The organism is Streptomyces sp. NBC_01351 (genome assembly GCF_036237315.1).
In the GTDB taxonomy this organism is placed as follows: Bacteria; Actinomycetota; Actinomycetes; order Streptomycetales; family Streptomycetaceae; genus Streptomyces.
Window position 1 is genome coordinate 3,531,723 of the sequence record NZ_CP108356.1, and the last position, 20,008, is coordinate 3,551,730.

Annotated in this window: 18 protein-coding genes; 2 read left to right on the forward strand and 16 right to left on the reverse strand. The window is 69.2% G+C overall.

Going from position 1 to position 20,008, the window contains the following annotated elements:
* Positions 1-49: 49 nt before the first annotated feature.
* Entirely contained in the window at positions 50-649 is a 600-nt protein-coding gene (locus OG625_RS15975; protein ID WP_329380891.1) for a Uma2 family endonuclease, read from the forward strand.
* A 63-nt stretch (positions 650-712) separates the two neighbouring features.
* Here OG625_RS15975 and nuoN read toward each other — a convergent pair whose 3' ends face one another.
* Genes nuoN through OG625_RS16045 form a run of 14 tightly spaced genes read right to left on the reverse strand, consistent with a single transcriptional unit; the run spans position 713 to position 16,611 of the window.
* A complete protein-coding gene (gene nuoN, locus OG625_RS15980) occupies positions 713-2,365 on the reverse strand; it encodes an NADH-quinone oxidoreductase subunit NuoN (RefSeq protein WP_329390706.1) in 1,653 nt (550 codons plus the stop codon).
* A gap of 5 nt (positions 2,366-2,370) precedes the next feature.
* The gene (locus OG625_RS15985) at positions 2,371-3,969 is read right to left on the reverse strand and encodes an NADH-quinone oxidoreductase subunit M (RefSeq protein WP_329380893.1); all 1,599 of its coding nucleotides are present in this window, start codon (positions 3,967-3,969) and stop codon (positions 2,371-2,373) included.
* Between the two features lies 1 nt (position 3,970).
* A complete protein-coding gene (gene nuoL, locus OG625_RS15990; RefSeq protein ID WP_329380895.1) occupies positions 3,971-5,866 on the reverse strand; it encodes an NADH-quinone oxidoreductase subunit L in 1,896 nt (631 codons plus the stop codon).
* Between the two features lie 12 nt (positions 5,867-5,878).
* Positions 5,879-6,178 carry an NADH-quinone oxidoreductase subunit NuoK gene (gene nuoK / locus OG625_RS15995; protein WP_030864698.1) on the reverse strand — a complete coding sequence of 100 codons (300 nt, stop codon included), beginning with the start codon at positions 6,176-6,178 and terminating at the stop codon, positions 5,879-5,881.
* Positions 6,175-6,990: an NADH-quinone oxidoreductase subunit J gene (locus tag OG625_RS16000; protein ID WP_329380901.1), complete on the reverse strand. Its 816-nt coding sequence runs from the start codon at positions 6,988-6,990 to the stop codon at positions 6,175-6,177. Before OG625_RS16000 ends, nuoK begins: the two co-directional genes overlap by 4 nt.
* Positions 6,987-7,607, reverse strand: coding sequence for an NADH-quinone oxidoreductase subunit NuoI (gene nuoI / locus OG625_RS16005; protein ID WP_329380902.1), 621 nt, complete (start codon positions 7,605-7,607; stop codon positions 6,987-6,989). The genes OG625_RS16000 and nuoI overlap by 4 nt, the downstream gene beginning before the upstream one ends.
* Positions 7,600-8,967: an NADH-quinone oxidoreductase subunit NuoH gene (nuoH, locus tag OG625_RS16010; RefSeq protein ID WP_329380905.1), complete on the reverse strand. Its 1,368-nt coding sequence runs from the start codon at positions 8,965-8,967 to the stop codon at positions 7,600-7,602. The genes nuoI and nuoH overlap by 8 nt, the downstream gene beginning before the upstream one ends.
* Positions 8,964-11,468: an NADH-quinone oxidoreductase subunit G gene (locus OG625_RS16015; protein WP_329380907.1), complete on the reverse strand. Its 2,505-nt coding sequence runs from the start codon at positions 11,466-11,468 to the stop codon at positions 8,964-8,966. Before OG625_RS16015 ends, nuoH begins: the two co-directional genes overlap by 4 nt.
* Positions 11,465-12,826 carry an NADH-quinone oxidoreductase subunit NuoF gene (gene nuoF / locus OG625_RS16020; protein ID WP_443067891.1) on the reverse strand — a complete coding sequence of 454 codons (1,362 nt, stop codon included), beginning with the start codon at positions 12,824-12,826 and terminating at the stop codon, positions 11,465-11,467. Before nuoF ends, OG625_RS16015 begins: the two co-directional genes overlap by 4 nt.
* A 14-nt stretch (positions 12,827-12,840) precedes the next feature.
* The gene (gene nuoE / locus OG625_RS16025; RefSeq protein WP_329380911.1) at positions 12,841-13,590 is read right to left on the reverse strand and encodes an NADH-quinone oxidoreductase subunit NuoE; all 750 of its coding nucleotides are present in this window, start codon (positions 13,588-13,590) and stop codon (positions 12,841-12,843) included.
* Positions 13,587-14,942, reverse strand: coding sequence for an NADH-quinone oxidoreductase subunit D (locus tag OG625_RS16030; protein WP_329380913.1), 1,356 nt, complete (start codon positions 14,940-14,942; stop codon positions 13,587-13,589). Before OG625_RS16030 ends, nuoE begins: the two co-directional genes overlap by 4 nt.
* Complete coding sequence (locus OG625_RS16035) at positions 14,942-15,685, reverse strand: NADH-quinone oxidoreductase subunit C (RefSeq protein ID WP_329380915.1); 744 nt, start codon at positions 15,683-15,685, stop codon at positions 14,942-14,944. Before OG625_RS16035 ends, OG625_RS16030 begins: the two co-directional genes overlap by 1 nt.
* Positions 15,682-16,236, reverse strand: a complete 555-nt coding sequence (locus OG625_RS16040; protein ID WP_329380917.1) for a NuoB/complex I 20 kDa subunit family protein — start codon at positions 16,234-16,236, stop codon at positions 15,682-15,684. Before OG625_RS16040 ends, OG625_RS16035 begins: the two co-directional genes overlap by 4 nt.
* A 15-nt stretch (positions 16,237-16,251) precedes the next feature.
* Positions 16,252-16,611, reverse strand: coding sequence for an NADH-quinone oxidoreductase subunit A (locus OG625_RS16045; RefSeq protein ID WP_030028256.1), 360 nt, complete (start codon positions 16,609-16,611; stop codon positions 16,252-16,254).
* 790 nt (positions 16,612-17,401) lie between these two features.
* Between OG625_RS16045 and OG625_RS16050 the strand changes: the two genes are divergently transcribed.
* Complete coding sequence (locus OG625_RS16050) at positions 17,402-18,271, forward strand: C40 family peptidase (protein WP_329380919.1); 870 nt, start codon at positions 17,402-17,404, stop codon at positions 18,269-18,271.
* Between the two features lie 138 nt (positions 18,272-18,409).
* Here the strand turns inward: OG625_RS16050 and OG625_RS16055 are convergent, their stop codons facing one another.
* Entirely contained in the window at positions 18,410-19,366 is a 957-nt protein-coding gene (locus OG625_RS16055) for a hypothetical protein (protein ID WP_329380921.1), read from the reverse strand.
* 23 nt (positions 19,367-19,389) lie between these two features.
* On the reverse strand, positions 19,390-19,800 hold the full coding sequence (locus tag OG625_RS16060) for a hypothetical protein (protein ID WP_329380923.1): 411 nt from the start codon (positions 19,798-19,800) through the stop codon (positions 19,390-19,392).
* Positions 19,801-20,008: the final 208 nt, after the last annotated feature.

A 20,008-nucleotide genomic window follows, 5' to 3' on the forward strand; every position in this document is an offset into this window, starting at 1 on the left:
TCGCGAGAACTCCGGCGATACGCTGGACGCACTCGCGAGACTCCGGCTCATGGGAGCACTGATGAACCCGGAACACAGCTGGCCGATCCCACCTCCGGGCGGCTGGACTGCCGACGACCTGGACACGCTTCCGAATCTGCCTCCGCACACGGAGCTGATCGACGGGAGCCTGATCTTCGTGAGTCCGCAGACCCTCTTCCACTCGCGAGCGGTCGACTTCTTCAATTGGCAGCTTCAATCGCTGGCACCGGCAGGTCTGGAAGTCGTCCGCGAGTTCACCATCGACATCGACCGGCGCAACCGTCCGGAGCCCGATGTGATCGTGATCGACGAGGAGGCCATCACCGATCCGCAGCAGACCCGCTTCCCCGCGGCGTCCGTCCGGCTGGCCATCGAGGTCGTCTCCCCCGAGTCCGTGGACCGCGATCGCGAGACCAAGCCAGTGAAGTACGCCCGCGCCGGAATCACGCACTACTGGCGCGTCGAGAACAAGGACGGCCGGGCTGTGGTCTACGTCTACGAACTCGACCCCGCCACCAAGGCATATGTCGCCACCGGCATCTTCCACGACCGTCTCAAGGTGTCGGTCCCCTTCCCCATCGACCTGGACCTCACCGCGATCACGCCGAAGCGGCGACGACCCGAGTAGTGCGCACGACGAAGGGCCCGGCTCCCCAACGGGAACCGGGCCCTCAACCGTGCTGCGATTGGGTCAGCGGACGAACGTGCTCGCCTGCCCCGCCAGGTCCAGGAAGTACTGCGGCGCCAGGCCCAGCACCAGGGTGACGGCGACGCCCACCGCGATGGTGGTCATCGTCAGCGGCGAGGGCACGGCCACCGTCGGGCCGTCCGCCTTCGGCTCGCTGAAGAACATCAGGACGATCACCCTGATGTAGAAGAACGCGGCGATCGCGGACGAGATGACACCGACCACGACCAGCGCTCCCGCGCCGCTCTCCGCCGCCGCCTTGAAGACGGCGAACTTGCCGGCGAAGCCCGAGGTCAGCGGGATGCCGGCGAAGGCCAGCAGGAAGACCGCGAACACCGCCGCCGTCAGCGGCGAACGACGGCCCAGGCCCGCCCACTTCGACAGGTGCGTGGCCTCGCCGCCCGCGTCGCGCACCAGCGTGACCACCGCGAAGGCGCCGATCGTCACGAAGGAGTACGCGCCCAGGTAGAAGAGGACGGACTGGACGCCCTCCGCCGAGGTCGCGATCACGCCGGCCAGGATGAAGCCCGCGTGCGCGATCGAGGAGTAGGCGAGGAGCCGCTTGACGTCGGTCTGGGTCACGGCGATCACCGCGCCCGCCAGCATCGTGACGATGGCCACCGCCCACATCACCGGCCGCCAGTCCCACCGCAGGCCGGGCAGGACGACGTAGAGGAGACGAAGCAGTGCACCGAAGGCGGCCACCTTCGTCGCCGCCGCCATGAAGCCGGTGACCGGGGTCGGGGCGCCTTGGTATACGTCCGGGGTCCACATGTGGAAGGGGACCGCGCCGACCTTGAAGAGCAGGCCCGTGAGAATCAGCGCGCCGCCGATCAGCAGCAGCGCGTCGTTGCCCATGGTGGAGGCCAGCGCCGGGTCGATCTTCGCGACCGTGCCGTCGACCACGTCGGCGATGGCCGCGTAGGAGACGGAGCCCGCGTAGCCGTAGACCAGCGCGATGCCGAAGAGCAGGAAGGCGGAGGAGAAGGCACCCAGCAGGAAGTACTTCACCGCGGCCTCCTGCGACATCAGCCGCTGGCGGCGGGCGACGGCGCAGAGCAGGTACAGCGGGAGGGAGAAGACCTCCAGCGCGATGAAGAGCGTCAGCAGGTCGTTCGCCGCGGGGAAGATCAGCATCCCGGCGACCGCGAACAGGGCCAGCGGGAACACCTCGGTGGTGGTGAAGCCCGCCTTGATCGCGGCCTTCTCGCTCTCGCTGCCCGGTACGGACGCCGCCTGCGCGGCGAAGGAGTCCACCCGGTTGCCGTGCGCGGCCGGGTCCAGGCGCCGCTCCGCGAAGGTGAAGATCGCGACGACCGAGGCCAGCAGGATGGTGCCCTGCAGGAACAGTGCCGGGCCGTCCACGGCGATCGCGCCCATCGCGGCGACGTGCGCCTTGGTGGACCCGTACCCGCCGGCCGCGAGGCCGACGACCGCCGCGAAGGCGGAGGCGAGCGCGGCGACGGCGAGGAACACCTGGACGTAGTAACGGGACTTGCGCGGTACGAAGGCCTCGACGAGGACTCCGATGATCGCCGCGCCCACCACGATGAGCGTGGGCGCGAGCTGGGCGTACTCGATCTTCGGTGTCGGGATCCGGTCGACCGGGACCGGTGCCGCGGCCGCCAGTGTCCACAGGCTGTGGGCAGCAGTCATCGTGCTCACTTCGCCGCCTCCACTTCAGGAGCAGGGTCCGTCAACTTCACGTCGGACATGGTGTGCTCCACCGCCGGGTTGACGATGTCGGTGAGCACCTTCGGGTAGACGCCCAGCCCGATCAGCAGCGCGATCAGCGGGGCCACCACCAGCACCTCCCGCAGGCGCAGGTCCGGCATGGTGCGGACCTCCTCCTTCACGGGGCCGGTCATGGTGCGCTGGTAGAGGACCAGCGTGTAGAGCGCGGCCAGCACGATGCCGATGGTGGCGATGATGCCGACGACCGGGTACCGGGCGTACGTGCCGACCAGGACCAGGAATTCGCTGACGAAGGGTGCGAGGCCCGGCAGCGAGAGGGTGGCGAGGCCGCCGATCAGGAAGGTGCCGGCGAGGACCGGCGCCACCTTCTGGACGCCGCCGTAGTCGGCGATGAGCCGCGAGCCGCGCCGCGAGATCAGGAAGCCGGCCACCAGCATCAGCGCCGCCGTCGAGATCCCGTGGTTGACCATGTAGAGCGTCGCACCGGACTGGCCCTGGGAGGTCATCGCGAAGATGCCCAGGATGATGAAGCCGAAGTGCGAGATGGAGGCGTAGGCGACCAGCCGCTTGATGTCCCGCTGCCCGACCGCGACCAGTGCGCCGTAGACGATGCTGATCAGGGCCAGTACGAGGATCACGGGCGTGGCCCACTTGCTGGCCTCGGGGAAGAGCCCGAGGCAGAAGCGGAGCATCGCGAAGGTGCCGACCTTGTCGACGACCGCGGTGATCAGTACGGCGACCGGGGCCGTGGCCTCGCCCATCGCGTTCGGCAGCCAGGTGTGCAGCGGCCACAGCGGGGCTTTCACCGCGAAGGCGAAGAAGAAGCCGAGGAACAGCAGCCGCTCGGTGTTGGTCGCCATGTCGAGCGTGCCCGCGGCGCGGGCGGCGGCGATCTCCTGGAGGGAGAAGTTCCCGGCGACCACGTACAGCCCGATGACGGCGGCCAGCATGATCAGGCCGCCGGCCAGGTTGTAGAGGAGGAACTTGACCGCCGCGTACGAGCGCTGCGTGGCCGCGTTCTCATCGGACCCGCCCGCCGCGGCAGCGGCTGATCGGGAGGACGTTGCCCGGTCTCCGAAGCCGCCGATGAGGAAGTACATCGGGATGAGCATGGCTTCGAAGAAGATGTAGAAGAGGAAGACGTCGGTGGCCTCGAAGGAGATGATCACCATCGCCTCGACCAGCAGGATCAGGGCGAAGAAGCCCTGGGTCGGCCGCCAGCGCTGACTCTTGGTCTCCAACGGGTCGGCATCGTGCCACCCGGCCAGAATGATGAACGGCATCAGCACGGCGGTGAGCGCGATGAGCGCCACCCCGATGCCGTCCACGCCCAGTTCGTAGCGGACGCCGAAGTCGGGGATCCAGGCGTGGGATTCGGTGAGCTGGTAGCGATCGCCACCGGGCTCGAAACGGACCGCGACGAGCACGGCCAGGGCCAGGGTCGCCAGCGAGAAGAACAGCGCGAGCCACTTGGCCGCGGTCCTGCGGGCGGCCGGGACGGCCGCCGTCAGGATCGCGCCGACCGCGGGGACCGCGGCCGTCGCGGTCAGAAGCGGGAAGTTCATGTCACACCGCCCTCATCAGCAGGGTCGCGGCGATGAGGATCGCCGTGCCCCCGAACATCGAGACCGCGTAGCTGCGGGCGTAGCCGTTCTGGAGCTTGCGCAGCCGGCCCGACAGTCCGCCGACCGAGGCGGCCGTCCCGTTGACCACCCCGTCGACCAGGCTGTGGTCCACGTACACGAGCGAGCGGGTCAGGTGCTCCCCGCCGCGGACGAGCACGACGTGGTTGAAGTCGTCCTGGAGCAGGTCCCGTCGGGCCGCCCGGGTGAGGAGCGAGCCGCGCGGGGCGAGGACCGGGACGGGCTTGCGGCCGTACATCGCCCAGGCGATGCCGACGCCGACGACCAGGACCACCATGGTGGCCAGCGTCACCGTCATGGCGCTGACCGGCGGGTGGCCGTGGGCGTACCCGGTGACGGGCTCCAGCCAGTTCAGGAAGCGGTCGCCGATCTCGAAGAAGGCGCCCGCGAACACCGACCCAAAGGCCAGGATGATCATCGGGATGGTCATGGACTTCGGGGACTCGTGCGGGTGCGGCAGCTCGCCCTTCTCGTCCGGCTGCCAGCGCTTCTCGCCGAAGAAGGTGAGGAGCATGACCCGGGTCATGTAGAAGGCGGTGATGCCGGCGCCCAGCAGGGTGACTCCGCCCAGGATCCAGCCCTGGGTGCCGCCCTTGGCGAAGGCCGCCTCGATGATCATGTCCTTGGAGAAGAAGCCGGACAGACCGGGGAAGCCGATGATGGCCAGGTAGCCGAGCCCGAAGGTCACGAAGGTGACCGGCATGTACTTCCGCAGGGCCCCGTACTTGCGCATGTCGACCTCGTCGTTCATCCCGTGCATCACGGAACCGGCGCCGAGGAAGAGACCCGCCTTGAAGAAGCCGTGCGTGACCAGGTGCATGATCGCGAAGACGTAGCCGATGGGGCCGAGGCCCGCGGCGAGGATCATGTAGCCGATCTGCGACATCGTCGAACCGGCCAGGGCCTTCTTGATGTCGTCCTTCGCGCAACCGACGATCGCACCGAAGAGCAGCGTGACCGCGCCCACGATGGTGACGACGAGCTGTGCGTCCGGCGCGCCGTTGAAGATGGCGCCCGAGCGGACGATCAGGTAGACGCCGGCCGTCACCATGGTGGCGGCGTGGATCAGGGCCGAGACCGGGGTCGGGCCCTCCATCGCGTCACCGAGCCAGGACTGCAGCGGCACCTGGGCGGACTTGCCGCACGCGGCCAGCAGCAGCATCAGGCCGATCGCCGTGAGCGTGCCCTCGGAGGTCTCGCCGACCGCGCCGAGCACCGGCCCGAAGGCGAAGGTGCCGAACGTCGTGAACATCACCATGATCGCGATCGACAGGCCCATGTCGCCGACCCGGTTGACCAGGAAGGCCTTCTTCGCGGCGGTGGCCGCGCTGGGCTTGTGCTGCCAGAAGCCGATCAGGAGGTACGAGGCGAGGCCCACGCCCTCCCAGCCGAAGTACAGCAGCAGGTAGTTGTCGGCGATGACGAGCAGCAGCATCGCCGCGACGAAGAGGTTGAGGTAGCCGAAGAAACGGCGGCGGCGCTCGTCGTGCTCCATGTACCCGATCGAGTACACGTGGATGAGCGTGCCCACCCCGGAGATCAGCAGGACGAAGGTCATCGACAGCTGGTCGAGCTGGAAGGCGATGTCCGCCTGGAAGCCCTCGACCGGGATCCAGCTCCACAGGTGCTGGTTCAGGGTCCGGTCATCGGCGCCCCGCCCCAGCATGTCCGCGAACAGGACGGCGCCGATCCCGAAGGAGGCGGCCGCGAGGGCGGTGCCGATCCAGTGGCCGTACTTGTCGAGGCGCCGGCCGCCGCACAGCAGCACCGCCGCTCCGAGCAGGGGCGCCGCCACCAGCAGCGCAATCAGATTCTCCACTGTGAACGCCCCTTACAGCTTCATCAGGCTGGCGTCGTCGACCGAGGCCGAGTGGCGCGTACGGAACAGCGACACGATGATCGCCAGGCCGACCACGACCTCCGCGGCGGCGACGACCATCGTGAAGAACGCGATGATCTGGCCGTCGAGGTTGCCGTGCATCCGGGAGAAGGCGACGAAGGCGAGGTTGCAGGCGTTGAGCATCAGCTCGACGCACATGAACAGCACGATCGCGTTCTTGCGGATCAGCACGCCGGCCGCGCCGATCGTGAACAGCAGGGCCGCCAGGTACAGGTAGTTGACCGGATTCACTTCGAGGCCTCCTCACGCGAGTCACGGCCGAGGCGCTCCGCGGAGCTCTGCTCCAGCGCCTTGAGGTCGTCGAGCGCCTGGGTGGAGACGTCCCGGATCTGGCCGCGGGCACGCAGCGTCTTGCTCACCGTCAGCTCGGACGGGGTGCCGTCCGGCAGCAGACCGGCGATGTCCACCGCGTTGTGCCGGGCGTAGACGCCGGGCGCGGGCAGCGGCGGGAGCTGGACGCCGTCGCGCACGCGCTTCTCGGCGAGCTCGCGCTGGGTGGCGGCCCGCTCGGTGCGCTCGCGGTGGGTGAGCACCATCGCGCCGACGGCCGCGGTGATCAGCAGCGCGCCGGTGAGCTCGAAGGCGAAGACGTACTTGGTGAAGATCAGCTGGGCCAGGCCCTCGACGTGCCCGGCGGAGTTGATCCGGCCGAGCCCGTTGAAGTGGGTGAGCTTGGCGTGGCCGATGCCGGCGATCAGCAGGGTGCCGAAGCCGAGTCCGCACAGGACGGCCATCCAGCGCTGGCCCTTGATGCTCTCCTTCAGGGAGTCGGCGGCGGTGACGCCGACGAGCATGACCACGAAGAGGAAGAGCATCATGATCGCGCCGGTGTAGACGACGACCTGGACGACACCGAGGAAGTACGCCCCGTTGGCGAGGTAGAAGACCGCCAGGATGATCATCGTCCCGGCGAGGCTGAGTGCGCTGTGCACGGCCTTCTTCATCAGGATCGTGGCCAGCGCGCCGATGACGGCGACCGTGCCGAGGACCCAGAACTGGACGGCCTCGCCCGTGGAGGTCACGGAGGCTGCGATGGCGCTCATGCCCCCACCTCCTGGGAGTCGCCGGCCGTCTTCTCGCCGTTCTCGCCGGTCTCGCCCTTCGACACCGCCACCTGCCGGACCGTGCCCGGGGCGGCCCCCGTCACCAGTCCGCGGTAGTAGTCCTGCTCGTCGGTGCCGGGGAAGACCGAGTGCGGGGCCTCGACCATGCCCTCGGTCAGGCCCGCGAGCAGCTGCTCCTTGGTGTAGATGAGCGACTCGCGGCTGGCGTCGGCCAGTTCGAACTCGTTCGTCATCGTCAGCGCCCGCGTCGGGCACGCCTCGACGCACAGCCCGCACAGGATGCAGCGGGCGTAGTTGATCTGGTAGACGATGCCGTACCGCTCGCCCGGGGAGTAGCGCTCCTCCTCGGTGTTGTCCGCGCCCTCCACGTAGATCGCGTCGGCGGGACAGGCCCAGGCGCACAGTTCGCACCCGATGCACTTCTCCAGACCGTCCGGGTGCCGGTTCAGCTGGTGCCGTCCGTGGAAGCGCGGGGCGGTCGTCTTCTGCTGCTCCGGGTACTGCTCGGTGAGGCGCTTCTTGAACATCGCCTTGAAGGTCACGCCAAAGCCGGCGACCGGGTTCTGCCACTTCTCGTTCTGGTCGGCGTCAGCCATTCTCAGCACCCTCCTCTCGGTCACTGTCAGTATTCGTCCCGCCACTGACAATCAGCTCTCGCTCGCTGCGAGGCCGCCTGCGCGGTACGGGTGCCAGGTGCTGGCCGGGCTTGGGCGGTACGGGGAACCCGCCCGCGAGGGGGTCGAAGGGAGCGGTGTCCTTGACGGCTTCCGCGGCCTTCTCGCGCTTCTCCCGTTTGTCGCGGAAGAGGTCCGCGACGAAGGAGAGCAGCAGGATCCCCACGACGGCGCCGCCGACGTACAGGACGATCTCGCTGAAGTCGTACGCCTCGTTGCGCAGCGCGCGGACGGTGGCGACCAGCATCAGCCAGACCACGGAGACCGGGATCAGGACCTTCCAGCCGAGCTTCATCAGCTGGTCGTAGCGCACGCGCGGCAGCGTGCCGCGCAGCCAGATGAAGAAGAAGAGGAGCAGCTGCACCTTGAGGACGAACCAGAGCATCGGCCACCAGCCGTGGTTCGCGCCCTCCCAGAAGGTGCTGATCGGGTACGGGGCCCGCCAGCCGCCCAGGAAGAGGGTGACGGAGACCGCGGAGACGGTGACCATGTTGACGTACTCGGCCAGCATGAACAGCGCGAACTTGATGGACGAGTACTCGGTGTTGAAGCCGCCGACGAGGTCGCCCTCGGACTCCGGCATGTCGAAGGGGGCGCGGTTGGTCTCGCCGACCATCGTGATGACGTAGATGATGAAGGAGACCGGCAGCAGGATGATGTACCAGCGGTCCGCCTGGGCTTCGACGATCGCCGAGGTCGACATCGACCCGGAGTAGAGGAAGACCGAGGCGAACGCCGCACCCATCGCGATCTCGTAGGAGATCATCTGCGCGCAGGAGCGCAGGCCGCCGAGGAGCGGGTACGTCGAGCCGGAGGACCAGCCGGCGAGGACGATGCCGTAGATGCCGACCGAGGCCACCGCGAGGATGTAGAGCATCGCAATGGGCAGGTCGGTCAGCTGCATCGTGGTGCGCTGGCCGAAGATGGAGACCTCGTTGCCGGCGGGCCCGAAGGGGATCACCGCGATGGCCATGAAGGCCGGGATCGCCGCGATGATCGGGGCCAGGACGTAGACGACCTTGTCGGCCCGCTTGACGATGACGTCTTCCTTGAGCATCAGCTTCACGCCGTCGGCGAGCGACTGGAGCATGCCCCAGGGGCCGTGCCGGTTCGGGCCGATGCGCAGCTGCATCCAGGCGACGACCTTGCGCTCCCACACGATGGAGAAGAGCACGGTCACCATCAGGAAGGCGAAGCAGAAGACCGCCTTGATGACGACGAGCCACCAGACGTCACGGCCGAAGAGGGACAGGTCCTCAGCGGCCAGCTGTACCGCGTTCACGCGCCCACCTCCGCAGTGGTGCCGTCGGCGTCGGCCGGGGTCGCCGGGCCGATGCGTACGAGGGCGCCGGGGGCGGCGCCCGTGTCGGCGAGGACCCCGGAGCCGGTGGAGTTCAGCGGGAGCCAGACCACCCGGTCGGGCATCTCGGTGACCCGCAGCGGCAGTTCCACGGAGCCGGCCGGGCCGGTGACCGCGAGGACGTCGCCGTTCTTGACGCCCGTCTCGGCGGCCGTGGCGGCCGACAGCCGGGCGCTCGCCTCGTGCCGGGTGCCGGCCAGGGCCTCGTCGCCCTCCTGGAGCAGGCCCTGGTCGAGCAGGAGCCGGTGGCCCGCGAGGACCGCCTCGCCGATGCCCGGCCGGGGCAGGGCCACCGTGTCGGTGGACTGCTCGGTCGCGAGCTCGCCCTCCCACGGGCCGAGCCGCTCCAGCTCCCGGCGTACGGCGTGTACGTCGGGCAGCGCGAGCGGCCGGTCGGCCGCGTCGGCCAGCATGTGCAGGACGCGGGAGTCGGCCGGGGCGAGCCGGCGGGTCATCTGGTCGGGCTTGAGCGCGGCCTCGAACGGCCGGACCCTGCCCTCCCAGTTGATGAACGCGCCGTCCTTCTCGGCGACCGCGGCGACCGGGAACACCACGTCCGCATGGTCGGTGACCTCGCTCGGCCGCAGTTCCAGCGAGACCACGAAGGCCTCCTGGAGGGCGGTCCGGGCGCGGGCCGGGTCCGGCAGGTCCGCGACCTCGACGCCCGCCACCAGCAGGGCGGACAGCTCGCGGGTGGCGGCCGCCTCGACGATCTGGCCGGTGTCGCGGCCGTAGCGGTGCGGGAGTTCGTCCAGTCCCCAGGCGGTGGCGACCTCGTCGCGGGCCCGCGGGTCGGTGGCCGGACGGCCGCCCGGCAGCAGGGCCGGCAGCGCGCCCGCCTCGACGGCGGCCCGCTCCCCCGCCCGGCGCGGGATCCACACCAGCTTCGCGCCGGTCGCGGCGGCGGCCCGTACGGCGGCGGTCAGCGCGCCCGGCACGCCGGCGAGGCGCTCCCCGACGACGATGACCGCGCCCGGCCGGCGCAGCGCCTCGGCGGCTTCGGCGCCGCCCGCCTCCAGCCCGGTCCGGGAGGACAGTGCGTCCAGCCACTCGGGCTCGGTGCCGGGGGCGGCGGCCAGCAGGGTGCCGCCCGCCTTCTCCAGGCCGCGGGTGGCGAAGGGCGCGAGGGCGAAGGTCCGCTGCTTGTGCTTGCGGTGGGCCTTGCGCAGCCGCAGGAAGACCCCGGGGGCCTCCTCCTCGGCCTCGATGCCGACGAGCAGTACGGCCGGCGCCGCCTCCAGGGAGGTGTACGTGACCCCGCTGCCGTCGAGGTCCTTGCCGGTGCCGGCCACGGTGGCGGCCAGGAAGTCGGCCTCCTCCGCGCTGTGCACGCGGGCCCGGAAGTCGATGTCGTTGGTGTCCAGTACGACGCGGGCGAACTTGGCGTACGCGTACGCGTCCTCGACGGTGAGCCGGCCGCCGGTGAGGACCCCGGCCCGGCCGCGCGCGGAGGCGAGCCCGTTGGCCGCGGCCTCCAGGGCCTCCGGCCAGCTCGCCGGGGCGAGGATGCCGTCGGCGCCGCGCACCAGCGGGGTGGTGAGCCGGTCCGGGCGCTGCGCGTAGCGGAACCCGAAGCGGCCCTTGTCGCAGACCCACTCCTCGTTGACCTCGGGGTCCTCGGCGGCGAGGCGCCGCAGCACCTTCCCGCGCCGGTGGTCGGTGCGGGTCGCGCAGCCGCCCGCGCAGTGCTCGCACACGCTCGGGGAGGAGACGAGGTCGAAGGGGCGGGAACGGAACCGGTAGGCGGCCGAGGTGAGGGCGCCGACCGGGCAGATCTGGATGGTGTTGCCGGAGAAGTACGACTCGAACGGGTCGCCCTCGCCGGTGCCGACCTGCTGGAGCGCGCCGCGCTCCAGGAGCTCGATCATCGGGTCGCCGGCGATCTCGTTGGAGAAGCGGGTGCAGCGCGCGCACAGCACGCACCGCTCGCGGTCCAGCAGCACCTGCGTGGAGATCGGGACCGGCTTCTCGTACGTGCGCTTCTTGCCCTCGAAACGCGATTCGGCGTTGCCGTGGGACATCGCCTGGTTCTGCAGGGGGCACTCGCCGCCCTTGTCGCAGACCGGGCAGTCCAGCGGGTGGTTGATGAGCAGCAGCTCCATCACCCCGCGCTGGGCCTTGTCGGCGACCTCCGAGGTCAGCTGCGTCTTGACGACCATGCCGTCGGTGCAGGTGATGGTGCAGGAGGCCATCGGCTTGCGCTGGCCCTCGACCTCGACGATGCACTGGCGGCAGGCGCCGGCCGGGGAGAGGAGGGGGTGGTCGCAGAACCTCGGGATCTCGATGCCGATCTGCTCGGCGGCCCGGATGACGAGGGTGCCCTTGGGCACCGACAGCTCGATGCCGTCGATGGTCAGGGCCACCGTGTTCTCCGGGGGCACCGCCGCCCCGCCACCGGCGGGAGCGTTAGTGGTGACGGTCATGCGTTCACCTCCATGTCAGCCCAGAGGGTCGACTTCTTGGGGTCGAAGGGGCAGCCCTTGCCCGTGATGTGCTGCTCGTACTCCTCGCGGAAGTACTTCAGCGAGGAGAAGATCGGGCTGGCGGCGCCGTCGCCCAGTGCGCAGAACGACTTGCCGTTGATGTTGTCGGCGATGTCGTTCAGCTTGTCGAGGTCGGACATGACCCCCTTGCCCGCTTCGATGTCGCGGAGCAACTGGACCAGCCAGTACGTGCCTTCGCGGCAGGGGGTGCACTTGCCGCAGGACTCGTGGGCGTAGAACTCGGTCCACCGGGTGACGGCCCGCACCACGCAGGTCGTCTCGTCGAAGCACTGCAGCGCCTTGGTGCCGAGCATCGAGCCGGCCGCGCCCACGCCCTCGTAGTCGAGCGGGACGTCGAGGTGCTGGTCCGTGAACATCGGGGTGGAGGAGCCGCCCGGGGTCCAGAACTTCAGCCGGTGCCCGGGCCGCATCCCGCCGCTCATGTCGAGGAGCTGGCGCAGGGTGATCCCGAGCGGGGCCTCGTACTGGCCGGGGCCGACGACGTGCCCGGAGAGCGAATACAACGTGAAGCCGGGGGACTTCTCGGTCCCCATCGACTTGAACCAGTCCTTGCCCCGGTTCAGGATCGCGGGAACCGACGCGATGGACTCCACGTTGTTCACGACAGTGGGGCAGGCGTAGAGGCCCTCGACAGCGGGGAAGGGGGGACGCAGCCGGGGCTGACCGCGCCGGCCTTCGAGGGAGTCGAGCAGCGCCGTCTCCTCGCCGCAGATGTACGCGCCCGCTCCCGCGTGCACCGTGATGTCGAGGTCGAGCCCGGCCCCCATCGCGTCCTTGCCGAGGTATCCGGCCTCGTACGCCTCGCGCACCGCCTCGTGCAGGCGCCGCAGGACCGGCACCGTCTCGCCGCGCAGGTAGATGAAGGCGTGCTGCGAGCGGATCGCGTAGCAGGCGATGATCATTCCCTCGATGAGGGAGTGCGGGTTGGCGAAGAGGAGGGGGATGTCCTTGCAGGTTCCCGGCTCCGACTCGTCCGCGTTCACGACGAGGTAGTGCGGCTTTCCGTCGCCCTGCGGAATGAACTGCCACTTCATTCCGGTGGGGAAGCCCGCGCCGCCGCGGCCGCGCAGACCTGAGTCCTTGACGTAGGCGATCACTTCATCCGGGGTCATTTCCAGCGCCTTGCGCAGACCCTCGTAACCGTCGTGGCGCCGGTAGGTCTCCAGCGTCCACGACTCGGGCTCGTCCCAGAACGCCGAGAGGACGGGCGCGAGGAGCTTCTCCGGGCTCGTACCTCCCCCAGCCTCCGGCCGGGAGGTACCCCCATGACTTTCCATGGAAGACACGGACATCACTCCCCTCCCTCGGTGGTGGCCTCGCCGCGGGGTTCGCCACGCGGGTGGACGATCGGGGTCCGCGGGGACTCGCCGCGGGCGATGCGCAGACCGATCAGGGAGGCGGGGCCGGCGCCGCCGCTCGCCTCGACCGCGCCCTCCCGCTCGTCGGGGAAGCCCGCCAGGATCCGGGCGGTCTCCTTGTACGTGCACAGCGGCGCGCCCCGGGTCGGCTCGACGGGGCGGCCGGCCAGCAGGTCGTCCACCATGGCCTTGGCGGACTCGGGGGTCTGGTTGTCGAAGAACTCCCAGTTGACCATCACCACGGGGGCGTAGTCGCAGGCCGCGTTGCACTCGATGTGTTCGAGGGTGACCTTGCCGTCGGGGGTCGTCTCGTTGTTGCCGACCCCGAGGTGCTCCTTGAGCTCCTCGAAGATGGCGTCGCCGCCCATGACCGCGCACAGGGTGTTCGTACAGACGCCGACCTGGTAGTCCCCGGAGGGCTTGCGCCGGTACATCGTGTAGAAGGTCGCGACCGCCGTGACCTCGGCGGTGGTCAGGCCCAGTACGTCGGCGCAGAAGCGGATGCCGGTGCGCGAGACGTAGCCCTCCTGCGACTGGCACAGGTGCAGCAGCGGCAGCAGCGCGCTGCGGCTGTCGGGGTAGCGGGCGATGACCTCCTTGGCGTCCGCTTCGAGGCGCTCGCGGACGTCCGCCGGGAAGTCGGGTGCGGGCAGCTGGGGCATACCCAGCGAGATCTCTGTCATCGGTCGACGCCTCCCATCACGGGGTCGATGGAGGCGACGGCGACGATGACGTCGGCGACCTGGCCGCCCTCGCACATCGCGGCCATGGCCTGCAGGTTGGTGAAGGACGGGTCGCGGAAGTGGACCCGGTAGGGGCGGGTTCCGCCGTCGGAGACGACGTGGACGCCGAGCTCGCCCTTGGGCGACTCGACCGCCGCGTACACCTGCCCGGCGGGGACCCGGAAGCCCTCGGTCACCAGCTTGAAGTGGTGGATGAGGGCCTCCATGGAGGTGCCCATGATGTTCCTGATGTGGTCGAGCGAGTTGCCGAGGCCGTCGGGGCCCATCGCCAGCTGCGCCGGCCAGGCGATCTTCTTGTCGGCGACCATCACCGGGCCCGGCTCAAGCCGCTCCAGGCACTGCTCGACGATCCGCAGCGACTGGCGCATCTCCTCCAGGCGGATCAGGAACCGCCCGTAGGAGTCGCAGGTCTCGGTGGTCGGCACGTCGAACTCGTAGTTCTCGTAGCCGCAGTACGGTTCCGACTTGCGCAGGTCGTGCGGCAGGCCGGCGGAGCGCAGGATCGGGCCGGTGGCGCCGAGCGCCATGCAGCCGGTGAGGTCGAGGTAGCCGACGTCCTGCATGCGGGCCTTGAAGATGGGGTTGCCGGTGGCGAGCTTGTCGTACTCCGGCAGGTTCTTCTTCATCGTCTTGATGAACTCGCGCAGCTGGTCGACGGCGCCGGGGGGCAGGTCCTGCGCGAGGCCGCCGGGGCGGATGAACGCGTGGTTCATGCGCAGGCCGGTGATCAGCTCGAAGATGTCGAGGATCAGCTCGCGGTCGCGGAAGCCGTAGATCATGATCGTGGTCGCGCCCAGCTCCATGCCGCCGGTGGCGATGCACACCAGGTGGGAGGAGATCCGGTTGAGCTCCATCAGCAGGACGCGCAGGACGGTGGCGCGGTCCGGGATCTGATCGGTGATGCCGAGCAGCTTCTCGACGCCGAGGCAGTACGCCGCCTCGTTGAAGAACGGCGTCAGGTAGTCCATGCGCGTGACGAAGGTGGTGCCCTGCGTCCAGTTCCGGTATTCGAGGTTCTTCTCGATGCCGGTGTGCAGGTAGCCGATGCCGCAGCGGGCTTCGGTGACCGTCTCGCCGTCGATCTCCAGGATCAGGCGGAGCACTCCGTGGGTGGAGGGGTGCTGGGGGCCCATGTTGACGACGATCCGCTCGTCGTCGGCCTTGGCCGCGGACTGGACGATCTCGTCCCAGTCGCCGCCGGTGACGGTGTAGACGAGGCCTTCGGTGGTCTCGCGGGAGGACGCGTGGTCCGCAGAGGCGTGGTTTTCTGCGCGATTCGAGGTGGGGGACATCAGCTGTACGACCTCCGCTGGTCGGGAGCCGGGATCTGGGCGCCCTTGTACTCGACGGCGATGCCGCCGAGCGGGTAGTCCTTGCGCTGCGGGAAGCCCTGCCAGTCGTCCGGCATCATGATCCGGGTGAGGGCCGGGTGCCCGTCGAAGATCAGGCCGAAGAAGTCGTACGTCTCGCGCTCGTGCCAGTCGTTGGTCGGGTAGACGGAGACGAGCGACGGGATGTGCGGGTCGCTGTCCGGGGCGGACACCTCCAGCCGCAGGATCCGGCCGTGGGTGAGCGAGCGCAGGTGGTAGACGGCGTGCAGTTCGCGGCCCTTGTCGTCGGGGAAGTGCACCCCGGAGACGCCCGTGCAGAGTTCGAAGCGCAGGGCCGGGTCGTCGCGCAGGGTGGCGGCGACGCGGCCGAGGTGCTCGCGGGCGATGTGGAGGGTCAGCTCCCCCCGGTCGACGACGACCTTCTCGATCGCGTTCTCCGGAAGCAGGTCCTGCTCCTCCAGGGCGCCTTCCAGCTCGTCCACGACCTCGTCGAAGTACGAGCCGTAGGGGCGGGCCGACGCGCCGGGCAGGGCCACGGTCCGGACCAGGCCGCCGTAGCCGCTGGTGTCGCCGCCGTTCTTCGCGCCGAACATGCCCTTGCGGACGCCGATGACCTCGGGGCCCGCGGAGTCCCCGCGGGGAGCAGGGACGTTGCTGCCGTTCGTACCGTTGGTGCCGTTCTCCGGCTCTTGGGTCTCGCTCACCGGAGCAGCCCCTTCATCTCGATCATGGGGAGTGCCTTGAGGGCCGCTTCCTCCGCCTCGCGGGCCGCCTCTTCCCTGTTCACGCCGAGCTTCGAGCCCTGGATCTTCTGGTGGAGCTTGAGGATCGCGTCCATCAGCATCTCGGGGCGCGGCGGGCAGCCGGGGAGGTAGATGTCCACGGGGACGATGTGGTCGACGCCCTGGACGATCGCGTAGTTGTTGAACATTCCGCCTGAAGATGCACAAACCCCCATGGAGATGACCCATTTGGGAGCGGGCATCTGGTCGTACACCTGCCGGAGCACCGGCGCCATCTTCTGGCTGACCCGGCCGGCCACGATCATCAGATCGGCCTGGCGCGGGGAGCCGCGGAAGACCTCCATGCCGAAGCGGGCCAGGTCGTACCGGCCCGCTCCGGTGGTCATCATCTCGATCGCACAGCAGGCCAGGCCGAAGGTCGCGGGGAAGACGGATGACTTGCGCACCCATCCCGCGGCCTGTTCGACGGTGGTCAGCAGAAAGCCGCTCGGCAGCTTCTCTTCCAGTCCCATGGAAAATTCAGCCCCTCAGTCCCATTCCAGGCCGCCGCGGCGCCAGACGTAGGCGTAGGCGACGAAGACGGTGAGCACGAAGAGCAACATCTCGACGAGCCCGAAGATCCCCAGGGAGTCGAAGGTGACGGCCCAGGGGTAGAGGAAGACCACCTCGATGTCGAAGACGATGAAGAGCATCGCCGTGAGGTAGTACTTGATGGGGAAGCGACCGCCGCCGGCCGGCGTAGGAGTGGGCTCGATGCCGCACTCGTACGCCTCAAGCTTCGCCCGGTTGTACCGTTTTGGGCCGATCAGCGTGGCCATGACCACGGAGAAGATCGCAAACCCTGCGCCGAGGGCGCCGAGCACGAGGATGGGCGCGTACGCATTCACGCTCCTCGCTCCTTCCAGTCGTCCTTGACCGTTGGACCGCTGCCGGCGCCGAGTGCCCTGCCTCGCTCCCATGTGAGGCAGTTCACAAGCCGGACTGCTGCGCATCTTATGCCTGCGCATCTGTGATCTGCGACACGGGTTACAACAACGAGTTTGTGATCTCCACCACCTGACGAACGATCATGAAGTCCGATGAGTGGTGATCTTCGTACGCGAAGCATCCACATGATCACCAAAGGTGACATCCGGGTTCGTTACCGCAGGTAGGAGGCTGGTTGCCCTACCAAATGATGGTCCGTGCAGGCAAATTGGCGACAGGGGCGGCGGAGTGATAAAGGGATCGGCGTCCCCCTGTCGGGGGAGCCCCCGCGTACGGAGGTGGACGCCGGCCGGCGGAGGCGTCCGGAGGGCTCGGATCCACGTGCGTCCGTTCACGAGCGGGCCCGCCGCCCGACCCCGAAATCCGTCGACCTGTTCACAGGCGGATCACGGACGGACCACGGAGGGACCACAACACCCTCACAGCGTGACTCCACTGTGACCTGCGCCACTGTGAATCTGTGGTTCCGAAAGAGGGCTTGGCCATCAGTACGGAGGGATGGTAGGCGGTGGATCAATTCGGACTTATTGCGGAAACCCCATGATCACAGCCTCGCAAAGGCGTGTCCGTTTGGCCCGATAAGGCGTCAATGAGGAACGCGACGCGCCCGGTTCGCGCACTTCGCGCACAACTGTGGCGCAGACCACGTTTCTTGAAGGGACCCCTGACGCCCTGATAGCGGTTGTTCTCATGTCCCACACCGCTCACATACCCAGCCACCGGAAGCCCCGCCGCAGCGCCTCGAAGCTCGCGGTCCGCGCCGGAGTTGCCGGTGGCGTCCTCAGCACCCTGGCCATGGCCGGCACCGCGAGCGCGTCCCCCGCCGAACCCGTGGCCGAGACGACGCTCGAAATGCCGGTCCTGAACCTGGACCTGGCCGCCGAGGTCGCCTCCGCCGTCACCACGGCCGCCGAGAACACGCGCTCGGCCGCCGTCGAGGGCGAACTGAACGCCCAGGAGGAGAGCGCCCGCAGCGGCGCCGCCGCCGAGGCGAAGCAGGCCAAGGAAGCGGCCCAGAAGAAGGCCGACGAGGAGAAGAAGGCGAAGGAGGAGGCGGACCGCAAGGCCGCGGCCGAGCGCGCCAGCCGCACCGCCGCCCGCCAGACCCTCCAGAGCACCTCTGGCTCCGCCTCCGGCTCGGGCTCCGGCTCCGGTTCCTCCACCGGCTCGCAGCCGGGCGCCGGCACCGTGACCGCCCCGGCCACCGGCTCCGCCGCCGCGATCGTCAACTTCGCCCGCGCGCAGGTCGGCAAGGCGTACGTCATGGGCGGCACCGGCCCGTCCTCGTACGACTGCTCGGGCCTCGTGCAGGCCGCCTACCGCCAGGCCGGCATCTCCCTGCCGCGCATGTCCCAGGCGCAGTCCTCCTCCGGCACCTCGGTCTCGCTGAACGCCCTGCAGCCGGGCGACATCCTGTACTGGGGCTCCCGCGGCTCCGCGTACCACGTCGCCGTCTACGTCGGCGGCGGCAAGTTCGTCGGCGCGCAGAACCCCAGCACGGGCATCGTCGAGCGCAGCCTGAGCTACGACAAGCCGACGGGCGCCGTCCGCGTCCTCTGAGCCGCACGGTGCCTTCAGGGCCGTCAGAACGCGGCGAAGGGCCGGTACTCCCCCGCTCGGGGGTGGAGTACCGGCCCTTCGCCGTGCTCGCGCGTACCCAGGCCCACGCACAGGCCCACGCCGGCGCCGGCGCCCGCCTCAGCCGAAGGTGGCCGCCAGCTTGAAGCGCGCCTCTCGCTGCTTCTTGTAGAGCGCGAGGGTCTCGGCGTGCTCCTCGACGAGCCGCTGCTGGTAGGCCTTCTCGACCGCGGCCCAGATCCCGACCAGGTTCACCTCGCGCTTGCAGGCGACGTCGGTCTTGGCCGCGGTAACGGCCTTGGGGCCGGCCTTGTCGCTCTCCAGGTCCAGCTTCTCGATGACGTCATAAGGCGTATCGATCCCGCTGTATCCGGATTTGTCCATGCAAGCCGACCACTTCTTCAGCACGTTGACGACCCGGGAGTCCTCCTTGGACCGGCTGTGCGCCTCGGAGGACAGCCCGAAGGCGAAGAGCAGGTCCACGCTGTCCTTGGTCGGGGCGTACAGCTTGCGGAACCCCTCCCGCCCGCACCCGCCGGCCGGCACCTTCTGCCCGGCCGCCGTCAGACCGCTGTCGAGCTGCGCGGCCTCCTCCTCGGTGGGGGCGTCGACGGGCTTGCCGCCCTGAGTGCCCCGCGGTTCGCCGTTCATGACGAGGTACGCGCTGTCGCTCAGCTCTGGGGCCGGGGGCTTGGGCGGCCTTCCCCTGCCGGCGGACGGGTCGTACCCGTGAGCCGCCGCGTACGCCGGATCGGCCGACCCGAAGAGGTACCGGTGCCGGTCCTCGGGCCCCGCCGCGGGCTCGGCCGACTTCACCCCTTCGTACGTGAACCCGTACCGCGCCATGCACCGGGAGACCAGGGCCTGCTGGACCTGGCCCATTCGGATCCGCTCGGCGTCGGTGTCCGTGTACGCGTCCATGGGCAGGGCCAACGCGGCCGTGGACGGATTGACCTCGATCGGGCCGAGCTCCGGCTCGGCGCCCCCGGCGCCGCCGGTACCGGAACAGCCGGCCAGGAACGTGGCCGCCAGCAGAGCGACCGGGACGGCGGACCGGCGGCGCCGGGGGCTGTGCATCGCGTGGGGCTCCTTCTGACGGATCAGGGGTGCAGGGTGTAATCGGCCGAGCTGATCTTGTTCTTGAAGTTCGTCGAGGCATTGCCGTAGTAGTTCGACGGGATCTCGCCGACATTGCCGCCCAGGTTCTTGTCGGTGCCGACCTTCCAGGCGTAGAAGTGCCGGTTCCAGTAGGACTCGGTGGTGTCGTTCACCGTGTATCCGCTGGCGGAGCACGATCCCTGGTACTTGTCGTCGGAGAAGTTCAGATCGGTGGTCACCAGGTCGAAGACGCAACCGCTCCGGTTCTGCCAGTAGTAGAGGCCGAACTCCTGGGCCTCCAGATTGCCGTCCCTCGCCCAGGCGGCAGCCGGGCCGGCGGTCGCGAGGAGAATGGCACCCACCGAAACTGCGGCGATGCAGCCTGACGCCAGCTTGCGTATACCCATGTCCATCACGCGTACCTCACTCTTCGGGCGAAAATGCGGATGTCGGGGCGGAACCGATTTCGTGAAATCCGCCCGGCCGGGATTCAACAGCCATCGACCGCCGGGAACAAGCGGTTTTCTCGCCTGATGGACAGTCAATCCTGAGGGTTGAAAGCCAACTTGTGCGGTTCGGGCACCGCTACCCACCATCTGGCGGCGCGCTCCCCGGCACCTC